Below are 13,865 nucleotides of genomic sequence, written 5' to 3'. Positions count from 1 at the left end.
GGGCGGCGTCGTGCTGATGCGCGCCTGGCGCGCGGCGGCGCGGGCGCTACGCGTCGAAGGTGTGGAACCAGGCGGTGCCGCCCGGGTGCTGCACCATGATCATCTCGTCGAGGTCGCGGTACGGGCCGTCCTGGTTGTGGCTCGCCGACTTGATGCGGATCGTGCCGTCCGGCTCGGTGAACACCTCGGAGACGATCGTGGTGTGGTCCGGCGAGTCGTTGTCGTTCCAGTCGTAGAACACGATGTCGCCCACCTTGACCTTGTCGCGCTCGTCGAGGGATCGCCGGGTGAGCCCGAACTCGGCGGCGTTCGCGCTCAGCCACGGGTCCATCGTCGGGCAGTAGGTCCACGTCGCGGAGTGCTCGGCGCCGGCCGCACGGTTGTACCAGTCCGAGCGCTGCTGCCAGCCGCGGGCGATCAGGGTCTGCGAGACGTAGTTCGCGCAGTCGCCGCCGATCGGGTTCATGGTGCCGTACTCGGCGAGGTTGTAGTCCTTCCAATGCGCCATGGCGTACTCGAGCTGCCGGTCGACGTCCGTCAGCGCCGCGTACGCGAGGCTCGTCGTCGCGACCGCGGTGGAGGCATCCGGGACGGGCGCGGTGGTCGGTGTGGGCGTGGCGGTCGCGGAGTCCTGGGTCGCCCCGGTCTGCCCGTCGTTCGCGGCGCTGCCGTTGCCGTCCGAGGACTGGTTCGCCGACGGCGACGGCTCGATCGCGGTCGTGAAGAGTGCGACGTCCGCCGACCCGGGCGTGTACATCGCCTGGTGCGGTGCCGTGAACGTCACCTTCGTGGCGGTCGCCGTGACGTCGCGCGCGGCGATGCCACCGACCGTGACCCCCTTGACCGCTGCCAGCCCGGAGCCGGCCACGGTGATCGTCACGCCGCCGGCGAGCGGGACCTGCGCCGGGGTGAGCGCCTTCGCGACCGGCTTCGCGGTGGGCGTGGCCGATCCGCTGCCGGACGCGGCACGACCCGTGCTCCCGCCCGCGTCCGTGCCGTCGTCCCCCGACGAACACGCGGCGACGGCGAGCCCGATCCCGGTCACCCCGGCGAGGGACAGCAGGGAGCGGCGCGTCAGGGAAGCAGTCATGGTGGTTCCCAGGGTAGGCGACGGCACGGCATGATCGCTGGCAGGAACCACCATCGAGAGGATCAGCACGCACATGCCCGAGAGCCACGACTTCTTCGTCGCCGCCGACCCCGAGTCGGTCCGGACCCGCGTCCGCGGCACCCTCGCCCGCGAGGGCTACACCGTCGAGGACGGCGAGCAGGGAGCCCTCCGCGCCACCCGCGGCAGCATGGGCCTCACCCTGCTGATCGGCGGGATGGCGAACGACCGCACGTTCCACACCCGGCTCGACGTGCAGATCATGGTGACACCGGACGGCCGGACGGTCGCGCGGCTCCTGCGCGGTGCCGGGAAGTCGGCGCTCAAGGGCGGTGCGCTCGGGATCGCACGGGGCAACCGCGCCTTCGAGCAGGCCGCGAACGCGATCCACACCGACCTCGCGCACGCGGGCGTCCTGACGGACAGCGTCCCCGGCTGACGTCGGACGACCCCGGGAACGGGAGAAGGCCACCCGATCGGGTGGCCTTCTGCCGTGGAGTGGAGCTAAGGGGATTCGAACCCCTGACCTTCTCATTGCGAACGAGACGCGCTACCAACTGCGCCATAGCCCCAAGTGCTCGACCACACTAGCACCAGCGCGCGGTCGATCCGAAATCGACCACTCAGACGGCGCGCCGCCGACGCATGATCGCGTCGAGGTCGGTCTGCTGGTAGCCGTCGTCGTCGATGACCCCCATCCCCGCCCACTTGCTCGGCGGTGCCGGGGGCGCGGCGGGTGCGGGCGACGGTGCGATCGACGGCTCGGCGGCCGCCGTCTCCGTCACGGGGGCTCGGAGTCCCAGACGCTCCGCGAGTCGGCCCTGGTCGTGCGCGGACAGCGACGCGACGGCCTCCTCGACGTCGGGGCGCATGCGCGACACCCGGGCGAGCGACGGGTCGGTCTCGGCGGCACGGATCGCGGCCGCTTCGGCCTCGGCTTCCGCCTTGGCCGCGGCGACGCGCTCCCTGAGTCGCGCGGCGAGCTCCGCCGACGACTCCGGCGATGCCACCGGCACCTTCGGGCGCTCGACGTACAGCGGCTTCGGCATGCTGTTCGGCGTCCAGCTGCGATCACGAGCGGGCTCGGCCGCCTGCTCGGTGGACAGCGGCGGCGCCGGGTCCGTCCACTCGCTCGCGGGCCTGGAGGCGCGGCTGGGCTCCGGCACGGCCGTCGCGGTCCGCGCCTTCCGCGCCGTCGCGACCTGGTGCAGCTGCGCGAGGACCGCTGCGGATCCACCGACGGCGACGAGGCCGGCGACGCCGACGAGCCAGGCGGTGGGCACGGCGACGAACACGACGACGGCGACGACGAGACCCGCCGTGCCGAGCAGGGTGGCGCCGAGCCGCGACCGGCGCATGCGCATCGCGGTGAGGGCGGGGACCGACGAGGCGCGTTCGAGCACGGGCGCCTGCTCGGCGAGGCGACGGGTGATCTCGCGCTGCCGGGCGGCCTCGTGCGCGCGGACGATCGCGGTGCGCTTCGCCTCTTCCGACTTCGCGACCCGCTGGGCCTCGGCGAGGGACTTCGCGTTCATCTCGATGCGGACCTCGTCCGGCAGCTCGGCGGTCTGCGCGAGGATCCGGAGGGTCTGCTGCAGCCGGATCGCGTTCCGCTCGGTGGCGAGGTACTGCCGACGGGCCGCCCAGGACGGCATGAGGTAGACGAGCCAGAGCACGGCCGCGATGAGCAGGACGATGCCGCCGCCCCAGGAGCCGATACCTGCCATGGGGACACGGTAGGGGCGGGCGTTCCCCCGTCCGGTGATTGCCGGACGCGTGTTGCGCGTGTCGCGACGAAATCACCGGGGACGAGCCGCGCCTCCCGGGCCGTCGCGCCGGACGGACCGGACCCTCGGGTCAGACGCGGGGCGTGGTGTGCAGCGGCATCGCCGCCTCGTCGCGCGCCGCGAGCGGGACGGAACCGAGCCCGGGCGGCACCTGGCCGCGGACCCAGCGTTCGAGGACGCCCTCGCGGACCTCCTCGGCCACGAGGGCGAAGCAGAAGTGGTCGCGCCAGTCGCCGTTGATGTGGATGTAGCGGCGGCGGAGCCCCTCGTACCGGAAGCCGAGCTTCTCGACGACGCGGAGCGACGGCGCGTTCTCGGGACGAATGCAGATCTCGATGCGGTGGATGCCGACGACGCGGAAGCAGTGGTCCACCGCCAGTGCGACGGCGATCGGCGTGACGTTGTGGCCTGCGGCGTCCTCGACCACCCAGTAGCCGATCGACGCACTGGCCAGCGAGCCGTACGTGATGCCGGAGACGTTCAGCTGCCCGACGAAGCGGCCGTCGAGCTCCATCGCGAACGGGAGCCCGAGCCCCGCGCGGGCGTTGGCCTGGAGCGCGCGGATGCTGCCGCGGACGTCGGTGGAGACGTGTCCGGAGGGGTTCGTGGCCTCCCACGTGCGGAGCCAGGAACGGTTGGTCGCGAGGGCGACGTCGAGGTCACGGGTGTCACGGAGGCGGAGGGGCCGGATGGTGACCCGCCCGTGGGACAGGGTCGGGATCGTCGTCATCGCGCTGGTTCCTCCGGGAGCGTCGAACGGGCCCGGGGATGATCCCCGGACCCGTTCGGCGACGGGTCGTCTATTCGCCCGCGTTGAACTCCTTGAGCCACGACTTGAGGTCGGGGCCGAGGTCTTCGCGGTCCGAGGCGAGCTGGACGATCGCCTTGATGTAGTCGAGTTTGTCACCGGTGTCGTACCGGCGTCCACGGAACACGACGCCGTACACGCCGCCGGTCCACTCCTCGGCGTTCGCCATCTTCATGAGCGCGTCGGTCAGCTGGATCTCGCCGCCCTTGCCCGGCTCCTGCTTCTCGAGGACGTCGAAGACCTCGGGGCGGATGACGTAGCGACCGATGATCGCCAGGTTGGAGGGCGCCTCGCCCTGCGGGGGCTTCTCGACGAGCCCGGTGATCTTCACGACGTCGTCGGTGTCGGTCTCCTCGACCGTGGCGATGCCGTACAGGTGCGTCTGCGACTCCGGGACCTCGAGCAGCGCGACGACGGTGGCGTTCTTCTCGCCCTGGACCTCGATCATGCGCTTGAGCAGCGGGTCGCGGGCGTCGATGATGTCGTCGCCGAGGAGCACGGCGAACGGCTCGCGGCCGACGTGCATCTTCGCGCGGAGCACGGCGTGGCCGAGGCCGAGCGGGTCGCCCTGGCGGACGTAGTGCATGTCGGCGAGGTCCGTGGACTGGTTCACCTTCTGCAGCTTCTCGTGGTCACCCTTCTTCTTCAGGGTCTCCTCGAGCTCGGACACGTGGTCGAAGTGGTTCTCGAGCGCGTTCTTGTTGCGGCCCGTGATCATCAGCACGTCGGTGAGCCCTGCGCCGACGGCCTCTTCCACCACGTACTGGATGGCCGGCTTGTCGACGACGGGGAGCATCTCCTTCGGCATCGCCTTGGTGGCGGGGAGGAAGCGCGTGCCCAGGCCTGCGGCGGGGATCACGGCCTTCGAAATCTGGAAGCCCATGCCTGGACGGTATCGGATGACCCTTGGACGGGGCATGTCGTCGCTACGGAGGACACGGCTTCCCGCGCTCGGCGGCGGAAAGCCGCAACACGTGCCCTCGGTAGACTCCTCGGCATGACCGCCGATCTCGGGAACGAGAAGCGCGCCCTGCGAGCCGAGCTCCGGCAGCGGCGGCGCACCCGGACCACGACCGAACGCGAGACGGACACCGAGTCGCTCACCGCGACCCTGCAGCGCTTCGCCGAGGAACGGCAGGTCGAGTCGATCGCGGTGTACCTCTCGGCGCCGGACGAGCCGGACGTCCGGCCGTTCCTGGACTGGGCGTTCGAGCGCGGCATCCGGGTGCTCCTGCCGATCACGCGCGAGGACGGGCTGCTCGACTGGGCGGTCGGCGACGGCGTCTCGGAGACCGAGGGGATCGCCGGTGTGCCCGAGGTCGTCGGTGAGGTCCTCTCCCCCCTCGCGATCAACGACGTCGACGCGATCCTCGCCCCGGCCGCGGCGGTCGGCCACGACGGCGTCCGGATGGGCTGGGGACGCGGCTACTACGACAAGACCCTCGGGTCGATGGCGAACCGACCGCCCGTCTATGCTGTGATCTTCGACGCGGAGTACCTCGACGAGGTCCCGCGCGAGACCCACGACGAACCCGTCGACGGCATCATCACGCCGTCCCGCATCATCACCTTCCGGAGCTAGGGTGCCCACCTACTCGTACCGCTGCACGGAGTGCGGCAACGCCTTCGACATCAAGCAGTCCTTCTCCGACGCCACGCTCACCGAGTGCCCGGCGTGCGGCGGCGTCCTGCGCAAGGTCTTCTCGCCGGTCGGCGTGACGTTCAACGGCGGCGGCTTCTACCGCACCGACTCCCGTCCGGCCCCGAAGGGTTCGTCGGAGTCGTCCGGCTCGTCGGGCTCGTCGAGCTCGTCCGGCTCGTCGTCGTCGACGCCCGCGAAGACCGAGTCGAAGCCCGCAGCCGCGAAGCCCGCTGCCTCGACCACGCCGAAGCCCGCCGCGTCCTGACCGTCGTCCGGACTCCTCGGTAGGTTGAAGGCGTCGCCGTCCGGCGGCCGTCCTCGACCCGGAAGGAGTCCCGTGAAGGGGTTCAAGGAGTTCCTGCTCCGCGGCAACGTCATCGACCTGGCCGTCGCAGTCGTCATCGGTGCGGCGTTCACCGCCATCGTGACCGTCATCGTCAACGCACTCATCAACCCGCTCATCGGGGCCGTGTTCAACGCGTCCTCGCTCGACTCGGCGTTGATCCTGAAGATCCCGACCGCGACGGGCACCGATCCCGCCGAGCTCAAGTTCGGTGCGATCATCGGCGCGGTCATCAACTTCGTCATCGTCGCCGCGGTGGTCTACTTCGCCCTCGTGCTGCCGGTGAACCACCTCAAGAAGGTGGCGTTCGAGCGGGTCAAGAACGACGAGGAGCAGACGCCGCAGGACGTCCCGCCCACCGACGTCGAGGTGCTGCTCGAGATCCGCGACCTGCTCCGTTCGCAGAACGGCGGCGCCGTGGCCACCGGCGGGGGTGCGCACGTGGCACCGTCCACCGCTCCCGAGGGTCCCGGCATCGGCGGCACGACGAAGCTCTAGTCCGGCGCACAACCGAAGTCCGTCCGAACCGCGCGATCGCGTGGCTCGGGCGGACTTTCGTCGTCGTGCGGGGCGCAGCGGCGGCGCGCGGCGTCAGCGCGCGGCGGCGACCGAGCGGCGCTTGGCGAACATCGCCACCGCGTACTGCGCACCCGCGAGCACGTGGCCGACGGTGCCGAGGTAGACGAACACCAGGGCGACGACCCGGACCCACGGGGCGTTCTCGTCGACGGTGTGCACGGCCGAGAACAGCAGCACAGGCAGGCCCACGAAGAGCAGTGCCGAGCGGATCTTGCCGGTCCAGGTGACGTCGAGGTCCGGGTTGCCGTGGAACAGCACGCTCGAGAGCACGACGAGCACCAGGTCGACGAGCACCACCACGGCGACGACCCACCACGGCAGCAGCCCGGTCAGCACGAGCGACAGGACGATCGCGATGATCGCGAGGCGGTCGGCGACGGGGTCGATGGCCTTGCCGAGCTTCGACCCCTGGTCGAACTTGCGGGCGATGAAGCCGTCCGCCCAGTCGCTCACGCCGATGACGACGAGCGTGACGAGTGCCCAGCCGGGGTGTCCGGCGACGACGAGCCAGACGAACACCGGGATCAGCAGCAGGCGGACCAGCGAGATCAGGTTCGGCCAGGTCTGCCAGTCGGGGCGCTCCCGCACGGTGTCAGTCATCGCAGGACAGGCTACCCGCTACCAGTGGGGCGGGACGTCCCGCCGGAGCTGGTCGTCGTTCTCCCCGTCGCGGTGCCGCGCCGGTTCCGGCGGCGCCACCGGGTCGTACCCCGGCACCGGCTGGGTGGTGACGCGGCGGCGGGGCCGAGCCGCGCCTCCTGGACGAGGTTCCGGCTCGCCGCCGTCGGTCGCCGGGCGGTCGGGAGGCGCGGCTGACGACGCGTCGTCGGCCCGCGACCACGTGCCCACCAGTTGGTCGGTCTCCGGCGTCACCGGACCGGCCGGCCGGGAGGCCCGCCGGCTCGGCCGAGGGGTCATCGGCGGGCGGGCCCGGTGGCGGGCACGCCGGGATCGAGATCCGACGTGCTCATCGGCGAGCGGGGATCGGCGGGATCGAGATCTCCTGCGTCACGCCGCGGTCGACGCCGAGCACCTGGGCGACGGTGTTCGCGACGCGGTCCGGGTCGGAGAAGAGCTGGAACGCGTGCACGCGCACGTAGTGCCAGCCGAGTCGGCGCAGGACCTCGGGGCGGAGGCGCAGCGACTCGCGGAGCGACCCCTGCACGAGCGTCGCGTCGGTCTCGATCGTGACGCACACCCCGCCGTGCGCGGCGACGAGGCCGAGCTTGCCACGGTGCCCGAGCGCGACCGGGATGCCGCGCATCTCGAGCCGGCGGGCGAGGTCGACGAGCAGCGGGTCGGAGTCGTCCGGCACGTACTCGGCGGTGGTGCGCGCGCGGACCTCGGCGAGGATCTCGGCGAGGGCGACGGTGCCGTGCCCCATGCGCTCGGCCTCGATGTCCGACGGCTGGAAGCACGTGACGATCACCATCGAGCGGCGCGCACGGGTCATCGCGACCGCGAGCAGCCGCTCGCCGCCGGGCTTGCCGAGCGGGCCGAAGTCGCGGAGCACCCGGCCGTGCGGCGTCCGGCCGTAGCCGATCGAGAAGACCACGCGGTCGCGGCTCTGGGCGACGGACTGCTCGAGCGTCGCGACGATGAACGGCTCCGCGCGGTCGCCGATGACGAACTCGGTGAGGTCCTTGTGCCCCTGGGCTGCGGTGAGCACGGCCTGCTCGACGCGGACCGCGTGCTTCGCCGACGCGGTGATGACCATGAGCGACTCGGTCGGGCGGGTGCGGGCGTGGTCCATGACGAGCCGGACGACACGGTCCACCTCGGCGTCGACGCTCTCGACCGCTCCGGACTCCGGGTCCGGCACGGCCTTGCCGTCGCTGACGTAGTCGAGCGCGATCGAGCCGTGCCCGAGGAACGAGCCGGCCCACGGGAGCGACTCGATGCGACCGCCGTAGAAGCGACGGTTGACGAGCTCGGCCAGGTCCTCGCCGCCGGCCCGGTACGAGCGCGTGAGCGACAGCGTCGGCAGGAGCGTGGAGAGCTTGGCGAGCGCGGAGTCGGCGTGGAAGGCGTCGAGCGTGCCCTCGTCGACCTGCAGCGCTCGGTGCGCCGGGTCGACGGCGATCCGGAACGGCGACGGGGTCTGCGTGACCGGGTCACCGAACACGACGGTCTGTCGAGCGCGACGGACCGCACCGACCGTCTCGGCGATGGTGACGGCACCGGCGTCGACGAGGATGACCGTGTCGAAGGGCATCGTGTCGGCGATCTGCGACACCTCGTACGGGCTCGCGAGCCAGACGGGCGCGATGGACCGCGACAGGTGCGGCGCGGAGTCCTGCAGCAGACGCGAGGTGATCGCGCCCTCCTTGAGCTGCGTCTTCAGGGCGGTGGCCTCGTCCGGCCAGTCGACGAGTCCGACCTTCCAGTTCTCGGCGAGCTGCCACGCGAGGCCCTGGGAGACCCCGGCCGCGTGGGCGTCGTCGACGAGCCGGAAGTCGGCCTCGACCCGGTCGAGCATGTCGGTGTTCGCACCGAGCAGCGCCCGGTCGGACTCGAGCATCGTCTCGAGGGCGGACTGCCACCACGCGAGCTCGAGCTCGGCGGGGACGTGGGTGTCCGGCACGTGCCGGTTCGCCAGGTCCGTGATGAGCGGCTCGAGCTGCAGGTCGCGCAGGGTCTGCATGAGCTCGGTGCGTTCCTGCAGGTTGTGCAGGACGTCGGACTCCTCGGCGAGGCGGGCGATCGTCGGGACGAGCTCGTCGATCGGCACGTTCGCCAGCTGGGTCTCGCGGGCGGTGCGGCCGAGCGGCTCGTCGAGGCGCGCGAGGTCCTCCACCACGTTCGAGAACAGCACCTGGACGTCCGCGATGCCGGTGGGCACCTCGGGGTTCACCCCGGCGGCGACGTACCGCTGCCACAGGACGCGCTGCTGCTGCACGCGGGTGAGCGCCTCGTGCAGGTCGGACACGTGCACACCCGGGCGGACGTACTCGCGGGCGAGCTTCTTCAGCCGGCGCCGGTTCGTCGACGACATCGGCGCGCCCTCGCCCCGGGGGGCCGTGGCGGCGACGAGCTCGGAGACCGAACGGTCGAAGACGACGGGCAGGAAGCGGTCGAGCGTGTCGCGGATCTCGGTGAGCAGACGCAGGTAGATGCCGAGCTCGTTGATCGTCGTGAACTGCCGCATGTGGGTCGTGGCGACCAGGTCGTGGGCGCGGCGGAGCAGGGTCGGCAGCGCGTCGGCGTCGAGGTCCTTCGCGATCCGGTGTGCCCGCTGGGCGCCGTCGCTCGTGGAGAACTTCGCGCCGTACCAGGGCGAGTCGTCGGGGCCGTAGCGGAACTCGCCGAGGTTCGCCGCGCTGACCATCGTCTCGGCGACGCGCGAGCGTCCCTCGACCATGCTCGTCACCGACGTCGCGGACAGGCGCGCGGTCGTCGACGGCGGGACCGGCAGCAGCGACAGGCGGGAGAGCTCGACGAGGCAGTCGAGCACCGAGACCCGGAAGTCCGGGTCGACGCGGGTCAGCGAACCGCGGTAGTCCTTCAGCACCTTGCGGAGCCGGACGAGGGCGTCGTCGACCTCGCGCAGGTTCGGACGAGACGCCTTCTCGTTGCGGGCGATCGCGCGGACGACGTCACGGCGGAGGGTGCCAGGAGTGACCGCGACACCGGGGAGCTGGACCTCGGCGAAGCGCGCCGCGATGCCGCGGAGGGTCGCCCGGCGCGGGCTGACCACGAGCACGCGCTTGTTCGCCGCGACGAGACCGCCGAGCGCGTTCACGATCGTCTGCGTGCCACCGGTGCCGGGGAGGGTCTTCACGACGATCGAGTTGCCGGCCGTGATCTGCGCGATCACGTTCTCCTGCTCGTCGTCGGCGTCGAGCAGGAGCGTGTCGGTCTCCGGGCTCCGCTCGTCCGACGGGGTCTGCTCGACCGGGTGGTAGGACTGCTCGACCTGCCACTTGGCGCTGGGGTTGCCGGCGAGGGCGTCGAGCACGGGGTGCGACAGGTCCTCGGTGTCCTCGACCATGCCGGTCGCGACCTCGGCGAAGGTCGACACGACGAGGCGTGCGTGCACCGAGAAGCCCGGGATGTGCGCGGTGAGGCCGCGCAGCCGGTCGATGACGGGGTTCGGCGTGAACGAGCCGTCCTGCTGGGCCAACGCCACGAAGGACTGGGCGTCGAGGATGACGCCGAACTGCTCGTGCAGGGCGTCGGCGAGGCCGGGGTTCAGGACGGGCTCGCCGAGCAGGCGGACCTCGAAGTCGCGGCCGTGCCGACGGATCGCGAGCGGACGCAGCAGGACCGGTCCGCGGAACTGCTCGTCGCCGTGCTGCCAGTCGGCCATGCCGATGCCGAGCTTGACGGCGTCGATGCCGCGCACGGTGGACAGCTCGGTGCCCTTGGCCTCGACGTGACCGGCGGCGATGCGGGCGGCACGGAGCGCCACCTCGTCGCGGATCAGGCTCGACAGGAGCGTCGTCTTGCCGGTGATGAACTGTGCGAGGCCACCGGGGTGCGTCGTCGAGAGCTCGATGCGGGCACGCGGGTGGTCGCTGAAGTGCGTGAGGGGGCTCGTGCCGCCGACGCCGGCGAGCTGGCCGCGCCAGACGTCCCACACCGGCTCGGCGGCGTTGCCGGCCTGGAGGCGCGGGTCACCCAGGCTGATCGCCTGCGGACTCGTCAGCTGGAGTTCGGGGCGCAGGGTGCGGTCGGGTTCGTCCGTCACGGCGGTCTCTTCCTGCTGCCCCCGCTGGTCCTGCTCCCCCTGCTGTCCGTCCCGCCCGTCCGCGGGCGCGTCGGCGCCCTCGACGGGGACGTCGTCGTTCACGTCGTCCTCGCCGTCGGTCACCCTGTCCGCTCGCCACACATCCGACACTGTAGGCGGAAGCGGGCTGGCACTCTGGCAATGACCCGAAGTTTCGGACTTTCCGGACCCCGCCGACGCGCGACCGGGCGCGCCGGTGTGGTACCAACGGGGCATGGCCATCGACGACCGCACCGCCCCTCCCACCCCCACGCCGAGCCGGCGTCGATCGGTCCCCGCCGAGATCTCACGCTCGTGGCTCCTCGTCGCCGGCACCGCCGCCGACCGCTTCGAGAAGGCCCAGCGGTCCCGTGCCGACCAGATCATCCTCGACATCGAGGACGCGGTGGACCCGGCGGCGAAGCCCGAGGCCCGCGGCACCGTGGCGTCCTGGCTCGCGGGCGGCGGCGAGGCCTGGGTGCGGATCAACGACGTGACGACGGACTTCTGGGCCGACGACGTCGAGGAGCTCCGGGGCCTGCCGGGGCTGCAGGGCGTGATGCTCGCGAAGACCGAGTCCCCGGCGCAGGTCACCGACACGTGGCACCGGCTCGGCGGGCAGACCCCGGTGATCGCCCTGGTGGAGTCGGCGCTCGGCATCGAGGAGTCGGTCTCGATCGCGAAGGCACAGGGCGCGTTCCGCCTGGCGTTCGGCTCGGGCGACTACCGACGCGACACCGGGACGAGCGCGGACACGCTCGCGATGGCGTACCCGCGCTCGAAGCTCGTCGTGGCCTCGCGCGTCGGTGACCTGCCCGGACCGATCGACGGCCCGACGGTGGGGTCGTCGCACCCGATCCTCCGCGAGCAGTCCCAGGTCGCGGTCTCGCTCGGGCTGACCGGCAAGCTGTGCCTCGACACCGAGCAGCTGCCGGTCATCAACGAGGTCATCTCCCCCACGCCGACCGACGTCGCCTGGGCGCAGGACTTCCTCGACGACTTCGAGGCACGGGGCCGCGTCATCCGTGACGGCTCCGACCTGCCCCGACTCGGGCGCGCGCAGAAGATCCAGCGCCTCGCACAGGCGTTCGGCGTCGAGGCGCGGTAGGACTGCAGCCATGACCTGGTCCAACGTCCCCGGCGGCCCGCCGCAGTCCTCGCCCGACCCCCGGGACCCGCAGCGCGGCGCCTGGGAGCGGGGCGGCACGACGCTCTTCCCACCCGCGAAGCTCGCCGACCGGATCTCGACCGTGCTGCTCCTGGCGTTCGGCGCGGTGATGACGATCGTCACCGCGGTCGTCGGGATCATCGCGGTCGTGTCGGCGACCGCCACGTGCGACGCCACGTCCGGGTGCACACCCGGCGGCTACCTCGGCGGGGCGGCGATCGCGGTCGGTGGCGCCTTCGTCGTCGGCGTCGCCACGCTCGTGCTGTCGATCGGCGCGTGGATCCGCCGGCGGTCGTCGTGGTGGATCGCCGCGATCGGGTTCGTGCTCGCGATCGTCGTGATCGCGTGGGGCGGCGTGGTGTTCGCGGACGCCGCCGACGGCCCGTCGGCCTCGTCCTCGGTCTCCGCGAGCGCGTAGGGCGCACGTCGCTCCGATCGGCGTAGCGTCCCCGGCATGGTGACGGTCTCGCGGACGACGGTCGCGGTGGTCGGCGGCGGCCCCGCCGGGGTCGTCCTCGGCCTGCTGCTCGCCCGCGCCGGCATCGCCGTCCGGGTCGTCGAGAAGCACGACGACTTCAACCGGGACTTCCGCGGAGACACCGTGCACGCGTCGACGATCCGGCTGCTCGACGAGCTCGGACTCGGTGCCCGCTTCCGGCGCCTGCCGCAGTCGCGCCTCGACGACTTCTCCCTGCCGATGCCGGACGGGTCACGGCTGCTGCTCGGCGACTTCTCCCGCCTGCGACCCCCGTACGACCACGTGGCGATGGTGCCGCAGTGGGACCTGCTCGACCTGCTCGTCACCGCCGCGCGCGAGGAACCGTCGTTCCGGATCTCGATGGGCCTCGCAGCGACCGGCACCATCGAGGAGAACGGGGTGGTGACGGGCGTGCACCTCCGCCCGTACCGCGATCCCGACGGCCCCGTCGAGGAGCTCCGCGCCGACGTCGTGATCGCCGCGGACGGCCGCGACTCGGTGCTCCGCGCCGCCACCGGACTCCGCCCGCGGTCGTTCCCGGTGCCGTTCGACACGTGGTGGTTCCGGCTCCCCCGCGAACCCGGCGACCAGGCCACCGCCCTCGTCCCGGCGTTCTCCGGCACGGACGTCCTGCTGAGCTTCCCCCGACCGGAACACCACCAGGTCGCGTACTTCGCCCCGAAGGGCTCGGACGCCGCGCTCCGCGCCGAGGGGCTGGCGTCCTTCCGGGAACGCGTCGCCAGGCTCAGACCGGACTTCGCCGACCGGGTGGACGCGATCGCCTCGATGGACGACGTGCACGTGCTCGACGTCCGGATGGACCGGCTCCCCCGGTGGTGGCGTCCGGGGCTGCTCTGCATCGGCGACGCCGCGCACGCCATGTCCCCCGCGGGCGGCGTCGGCATCAACCTGGCGGTGCAGGACGCCGTCGCGACGGCCGCGGTCCTGGCCCCGGCGCTCGGGCGCGGACTCCGCGGCGCAGCCCTCGACGGCACCCTCGCCGCCGTGCAGCGTCGCCGGACCCCACCGGCGGTCGTGGTGCAGGCGGCGCAGGCGGTGCTGCACCGGGTGGTGTTCGCCCGGGCCTTCGCGGGTGCGCTCCGGGAGGGGCCGCCCCTGCTCCCCGTCCTGCTCGCCCGGTACGTGCCGCCGGTGCGGGGGCTCTACGCGCGGGGGATCGCCTTCGGTCCGCTCCCCGAGCACGCACCCTCGTGGGCGCGACGTCCGACGGTGTGACCGGCCCC

General features: G+C 72.2%; 13 protein-coding genes and 1 tRNA gene. 7 read left to right on the top strand and 7 right to left on the bottom strand.

Annotated features, from left to right (window positions below; all coding sequences use genetic code 11):
• Positions 1-46: 46 nt before the first annotated feature.
• Complete coding sequence (locus ACIQUC_RS12310) at positions 47-1,090, bottom strand: amidase domain-containing protein (RefSeq protein WP_402267197.1); 1,044 nt, start codon at positions 1,088-1,090, stop codon at positions 47-49.
• 73 nt (positions 1,091-1,163) lie between these two features.
• Here ACIQUC_RS12310 and ACIQUC_RS12305 point away from each other — a divergent pair, with 73 nt between their 5' ends.
• A complete protein-coding gene (locus ACIQUC_RS12305; RefSeq protein WP_402267195.1) occupies positions 1,164-1,547 on the top strand; it encodes a hypothetical protein in 384 nt (127 codons plus the stop codon).
• 60 nt (positions 1,548-1,607) lie between these two features.
• Here the strand turns inward: ACIQUC_RS12305 and ACIQUC_RS12300 are convergent.
• The 4 genes from ACIQUC_RS12300 to galU form a co-directional block, all read right to left on the bottom strand.
• Positions 1,608-1,680, bottom strand: a tRNA-Ala gene (locus ACIQUC_RS12300).
• Between the two features lie 51 nt (positions 1,681-1,731).
• On the bottom strand, positions 1,732-2,835 hold the full coding sequence (locus ACIQUC_RS12295; RefSeq protein WP_402267193.1) for a hypothetical protein: 1,104 nt from the start codon (positions 2,833-2,835) through the stop codon (positions 1,732-1,734).
• A 130-nt stretch (positions 2,836-2,965) separates the two neighbouring features.
• Positions 2,966-3,625, bottom strand: a complete 660-nt coding sequence (locus tag ACIQUC_RS12290) for a GNAT family N-acetyltransferase (RefSeq protein ID WP_022907538.1) — start codon at positions 3,623-3,625, stop codon at positions 2,966-2,968.
• 70 nt (positions 3,626-3,695) lie between these two features.
• Positions 3,696-4,586 carry a UTP--glucose-1-phosphate uridylyltransferase GalU gene (galU, locus tag ACIQUC_RS12285; protein ID WP_022907539.1) on the bottom strand — a complete coding sequence of 297 codons (891 nt, stop codon included), beginning with the start codon at positions 4,584-4,586 and terminating at the stop codon, positions 3,696-3,698.
• Positions 4,587-4,700: 114 nt separating this feature from the next.
• Between galU and ACIQUC_RS12280 the strand changes: the two genes are divergently transcribed.
• The 3 genes from ACIQUC_RS12280 (at position 4,701) to mscL (ending at position 6,186) form a co-directional block, all read left to right on the top strand.
• Positions 4,701-5,285, top strand: a complete 585-nt coding sequence (locus ACIQUC_RS12280) for a 5-formyltetrahydrofolate cyclo-ligase (RefSeq protein WP_022907540.1) — start codon at positions 4,701-4,703, stop codon at positions 5,283-5,285.
• Between the two features lies 1 nt (position 5,286).
• The gene (locus ACIQUC_RS12275; RefSeq protein WP_402267188.1) at positions 5,287-5,610 is read left to right on the top strand and encodes an FmdB family zinc ribbon protein; all 324 of its coding nucleotides are present in this window, start codon (positions 5,287-5,289) and stop codon (positions 5,608-5,610) included.
• A 72-nt stretch (positions 5,611-5,682) separates the two neighbouring features.
• Complete coding sequence (gene mscL, locus ACIQUC_RS12270) at positions 5,683-6,186, top strand: large conductance mechanosensitive channel protein MscL (RefSeq protein ID WP_402267185.1); 504 nt, start codon at positions 5,683-5,685, stop codon at positions 6,184-6,186.
• Positions 6,187-6,279: 93 nt separating this feature from the next.
• On the opposite strand, the gene ACIQUC_RS12265 is transcribed toward mscL, so the two are convergent.
• Both ACIQUC_RS12265 and ACIQUC_RS12260 read right to left on the bottom strand, forming a co-directional pair.
• Entirely contained in the window at positions 6,280-6,867 is a 588-nt protein-coding gene (locus tag ACIQUC_RS12265) for a CDP-alcohol phosphatidyltransferase family protein (RefSeq protein WP_022907543.1), read from the bottom strand.
• Positions 6,868-7,234: 367 nt separating this feature from the next.
• Positions 7,235-10,957: an AAA family ATPase gene (locus ACIQUC_RS12260; protein WP_402267275.1), complete on the bottom strand. Its 3,723-nt coding sequence runs from the start codon at positions 10,955-10,957 to the stop codon at positions 7,235-7,237.
• 253 nt (positions 10,958-11,210) lie between these two features.
• Here ACIQUC_RS12260 and ACIQUC_RS12255 point away from each other — a divergent pair, with 253 nt between their 5' ends.
• The 3 genes from ACIQUC_RS12255 to ACIQUC_RS12245 are packed head-to-tail and all read left to right on the top strand — an operon-like array spanning position 11,211 to position 13,857.
• A complete protein-coding gene (locus ACIQUC_RS12255) occupies positions 11,211-12,083 on the top strand; it encodes an HpcH/HpaI aldolase/citrate lyase family protein (RefSeq protein WP_402267182.1) in 873 nt (290 codons plus the stop codon).
• Positions 12,084-12,093: 10 nt separating this feature from the next.
• Complete coding sequence (locus ACIQUC_RS12250) at positions 12,094-12,561, top strand: DUF6264 family protein (RefSeq protein ID WP_022908608.1); 468 nt, start codon at positions 12,094-12,096, stop codon at positions 12,559-12,561.
• Positions 12,562-12,597: 36 nt separating this feature from the next.
• On the top strand, positions 12,598-13,857 hold the full coding sequence (locus ACIQUC_RS12245; protein WP_402267179.1) for an FAD-dependent oxidoreductase: 1,260 nt from the start codon (positions 12,598-12,600) through the stop codon (positions 13,855-13,857).
• The last annotated feature ends 8 nt before the right edge of the window (positions 13,858-13,865 follow it).

Source organism: Curtobacterium sp. NPDC098951, from assembly GCF_044759965.1.
GTDB lineage: Bacteria > Actinomycetota > Actinomycetes > Actinomycetales > Microbacteriaceae > Curtobacterium.
Note: the sequence above shows the minus strand (reverse complement) of the source record. Positions and strands in the feature narration are given on the sequence as shown.

What these genes read in the sequence shown, in the direction of transcription:
- ACIQUC_RS12245 (WP_402267179.1), top strand. Translation starts at nt 12,598, where the DNA reads ATGGTGACGGTCTCGCGGACGACGGTCGCGGTGGTCGGCGGCGGCCCC.
- galU (WP_022907539.1), bottom strand. Translation starts at nt 4,586, where the DNA reads ATGGGCTTCCAGATTTCGAAGGCCGTGATCCCCGCCGCAGGCCTGGGC.
- ACIQUC_RS12265 (WP_022907543.1), bottom strand. Translation starts at nt 6,867, where the DNA reads ATGACTGACACCGTGCGGGAGCGCCCCGACTGGCAGACCTGGCCGAAC.
- ACIQUC_RS12255 (WP_402267182.1), top strand. Translation starts at nt 11,211, where the DNA reads ATGGCCATCGACGACCGCACCGCCCCTCCCACCCCCACGCCGAGCCGG.
- ACIQUC_RS12310 (WP_402267197.1), bottom strand. Translation starts at nt 1,090, where the DNA reads ATGACTGCTTCCCTGACGCGCCGCTCCCTGCTGTCCCTCGCCGGGGTG.
- ACIQUC_RS12250 (WP_022908608.1), top strand. Translation starts at nt 12,094, where the DNA reads ATGACCTGGTCCAACGTCCCCGGCGGCCCGCCGCAGTCCTCGCCCGAC.
- ACIQUC_RS12305 (WP_402267195.1), top strand. Translation starts at nt 1,164, where the DNA reads ATGCCCGAGAGCCACGACTTCTTCGTCGCCGCCGACCCCGAGTCGGTC.
- ACIQUC_RS12280 (WP_022907540.1), top strand. Translation starts at nt 4,701, where the DNA reads ATGACCGCCGATCTCGGGAACGAGAAGCGCGCCCTGCGAGCCGAGCTC.
- ACIQUC_RS12290 (WP_022907538.1), bottom strand. Translation starts at nt 3,625, where the DNA reads ATGACGACGATCCCGACCCTGTCCCACGGGCGGGTCACCATCCGGCCC.
- ACIQUC_RS12295 (WP_402267193.1), bottom strand. Translation starts at nt 2,835, where the DNA reads ATGGCAGGTATCGGCTCCTGGGGCGGCGGCATCGTCCTGCTCATCGCG.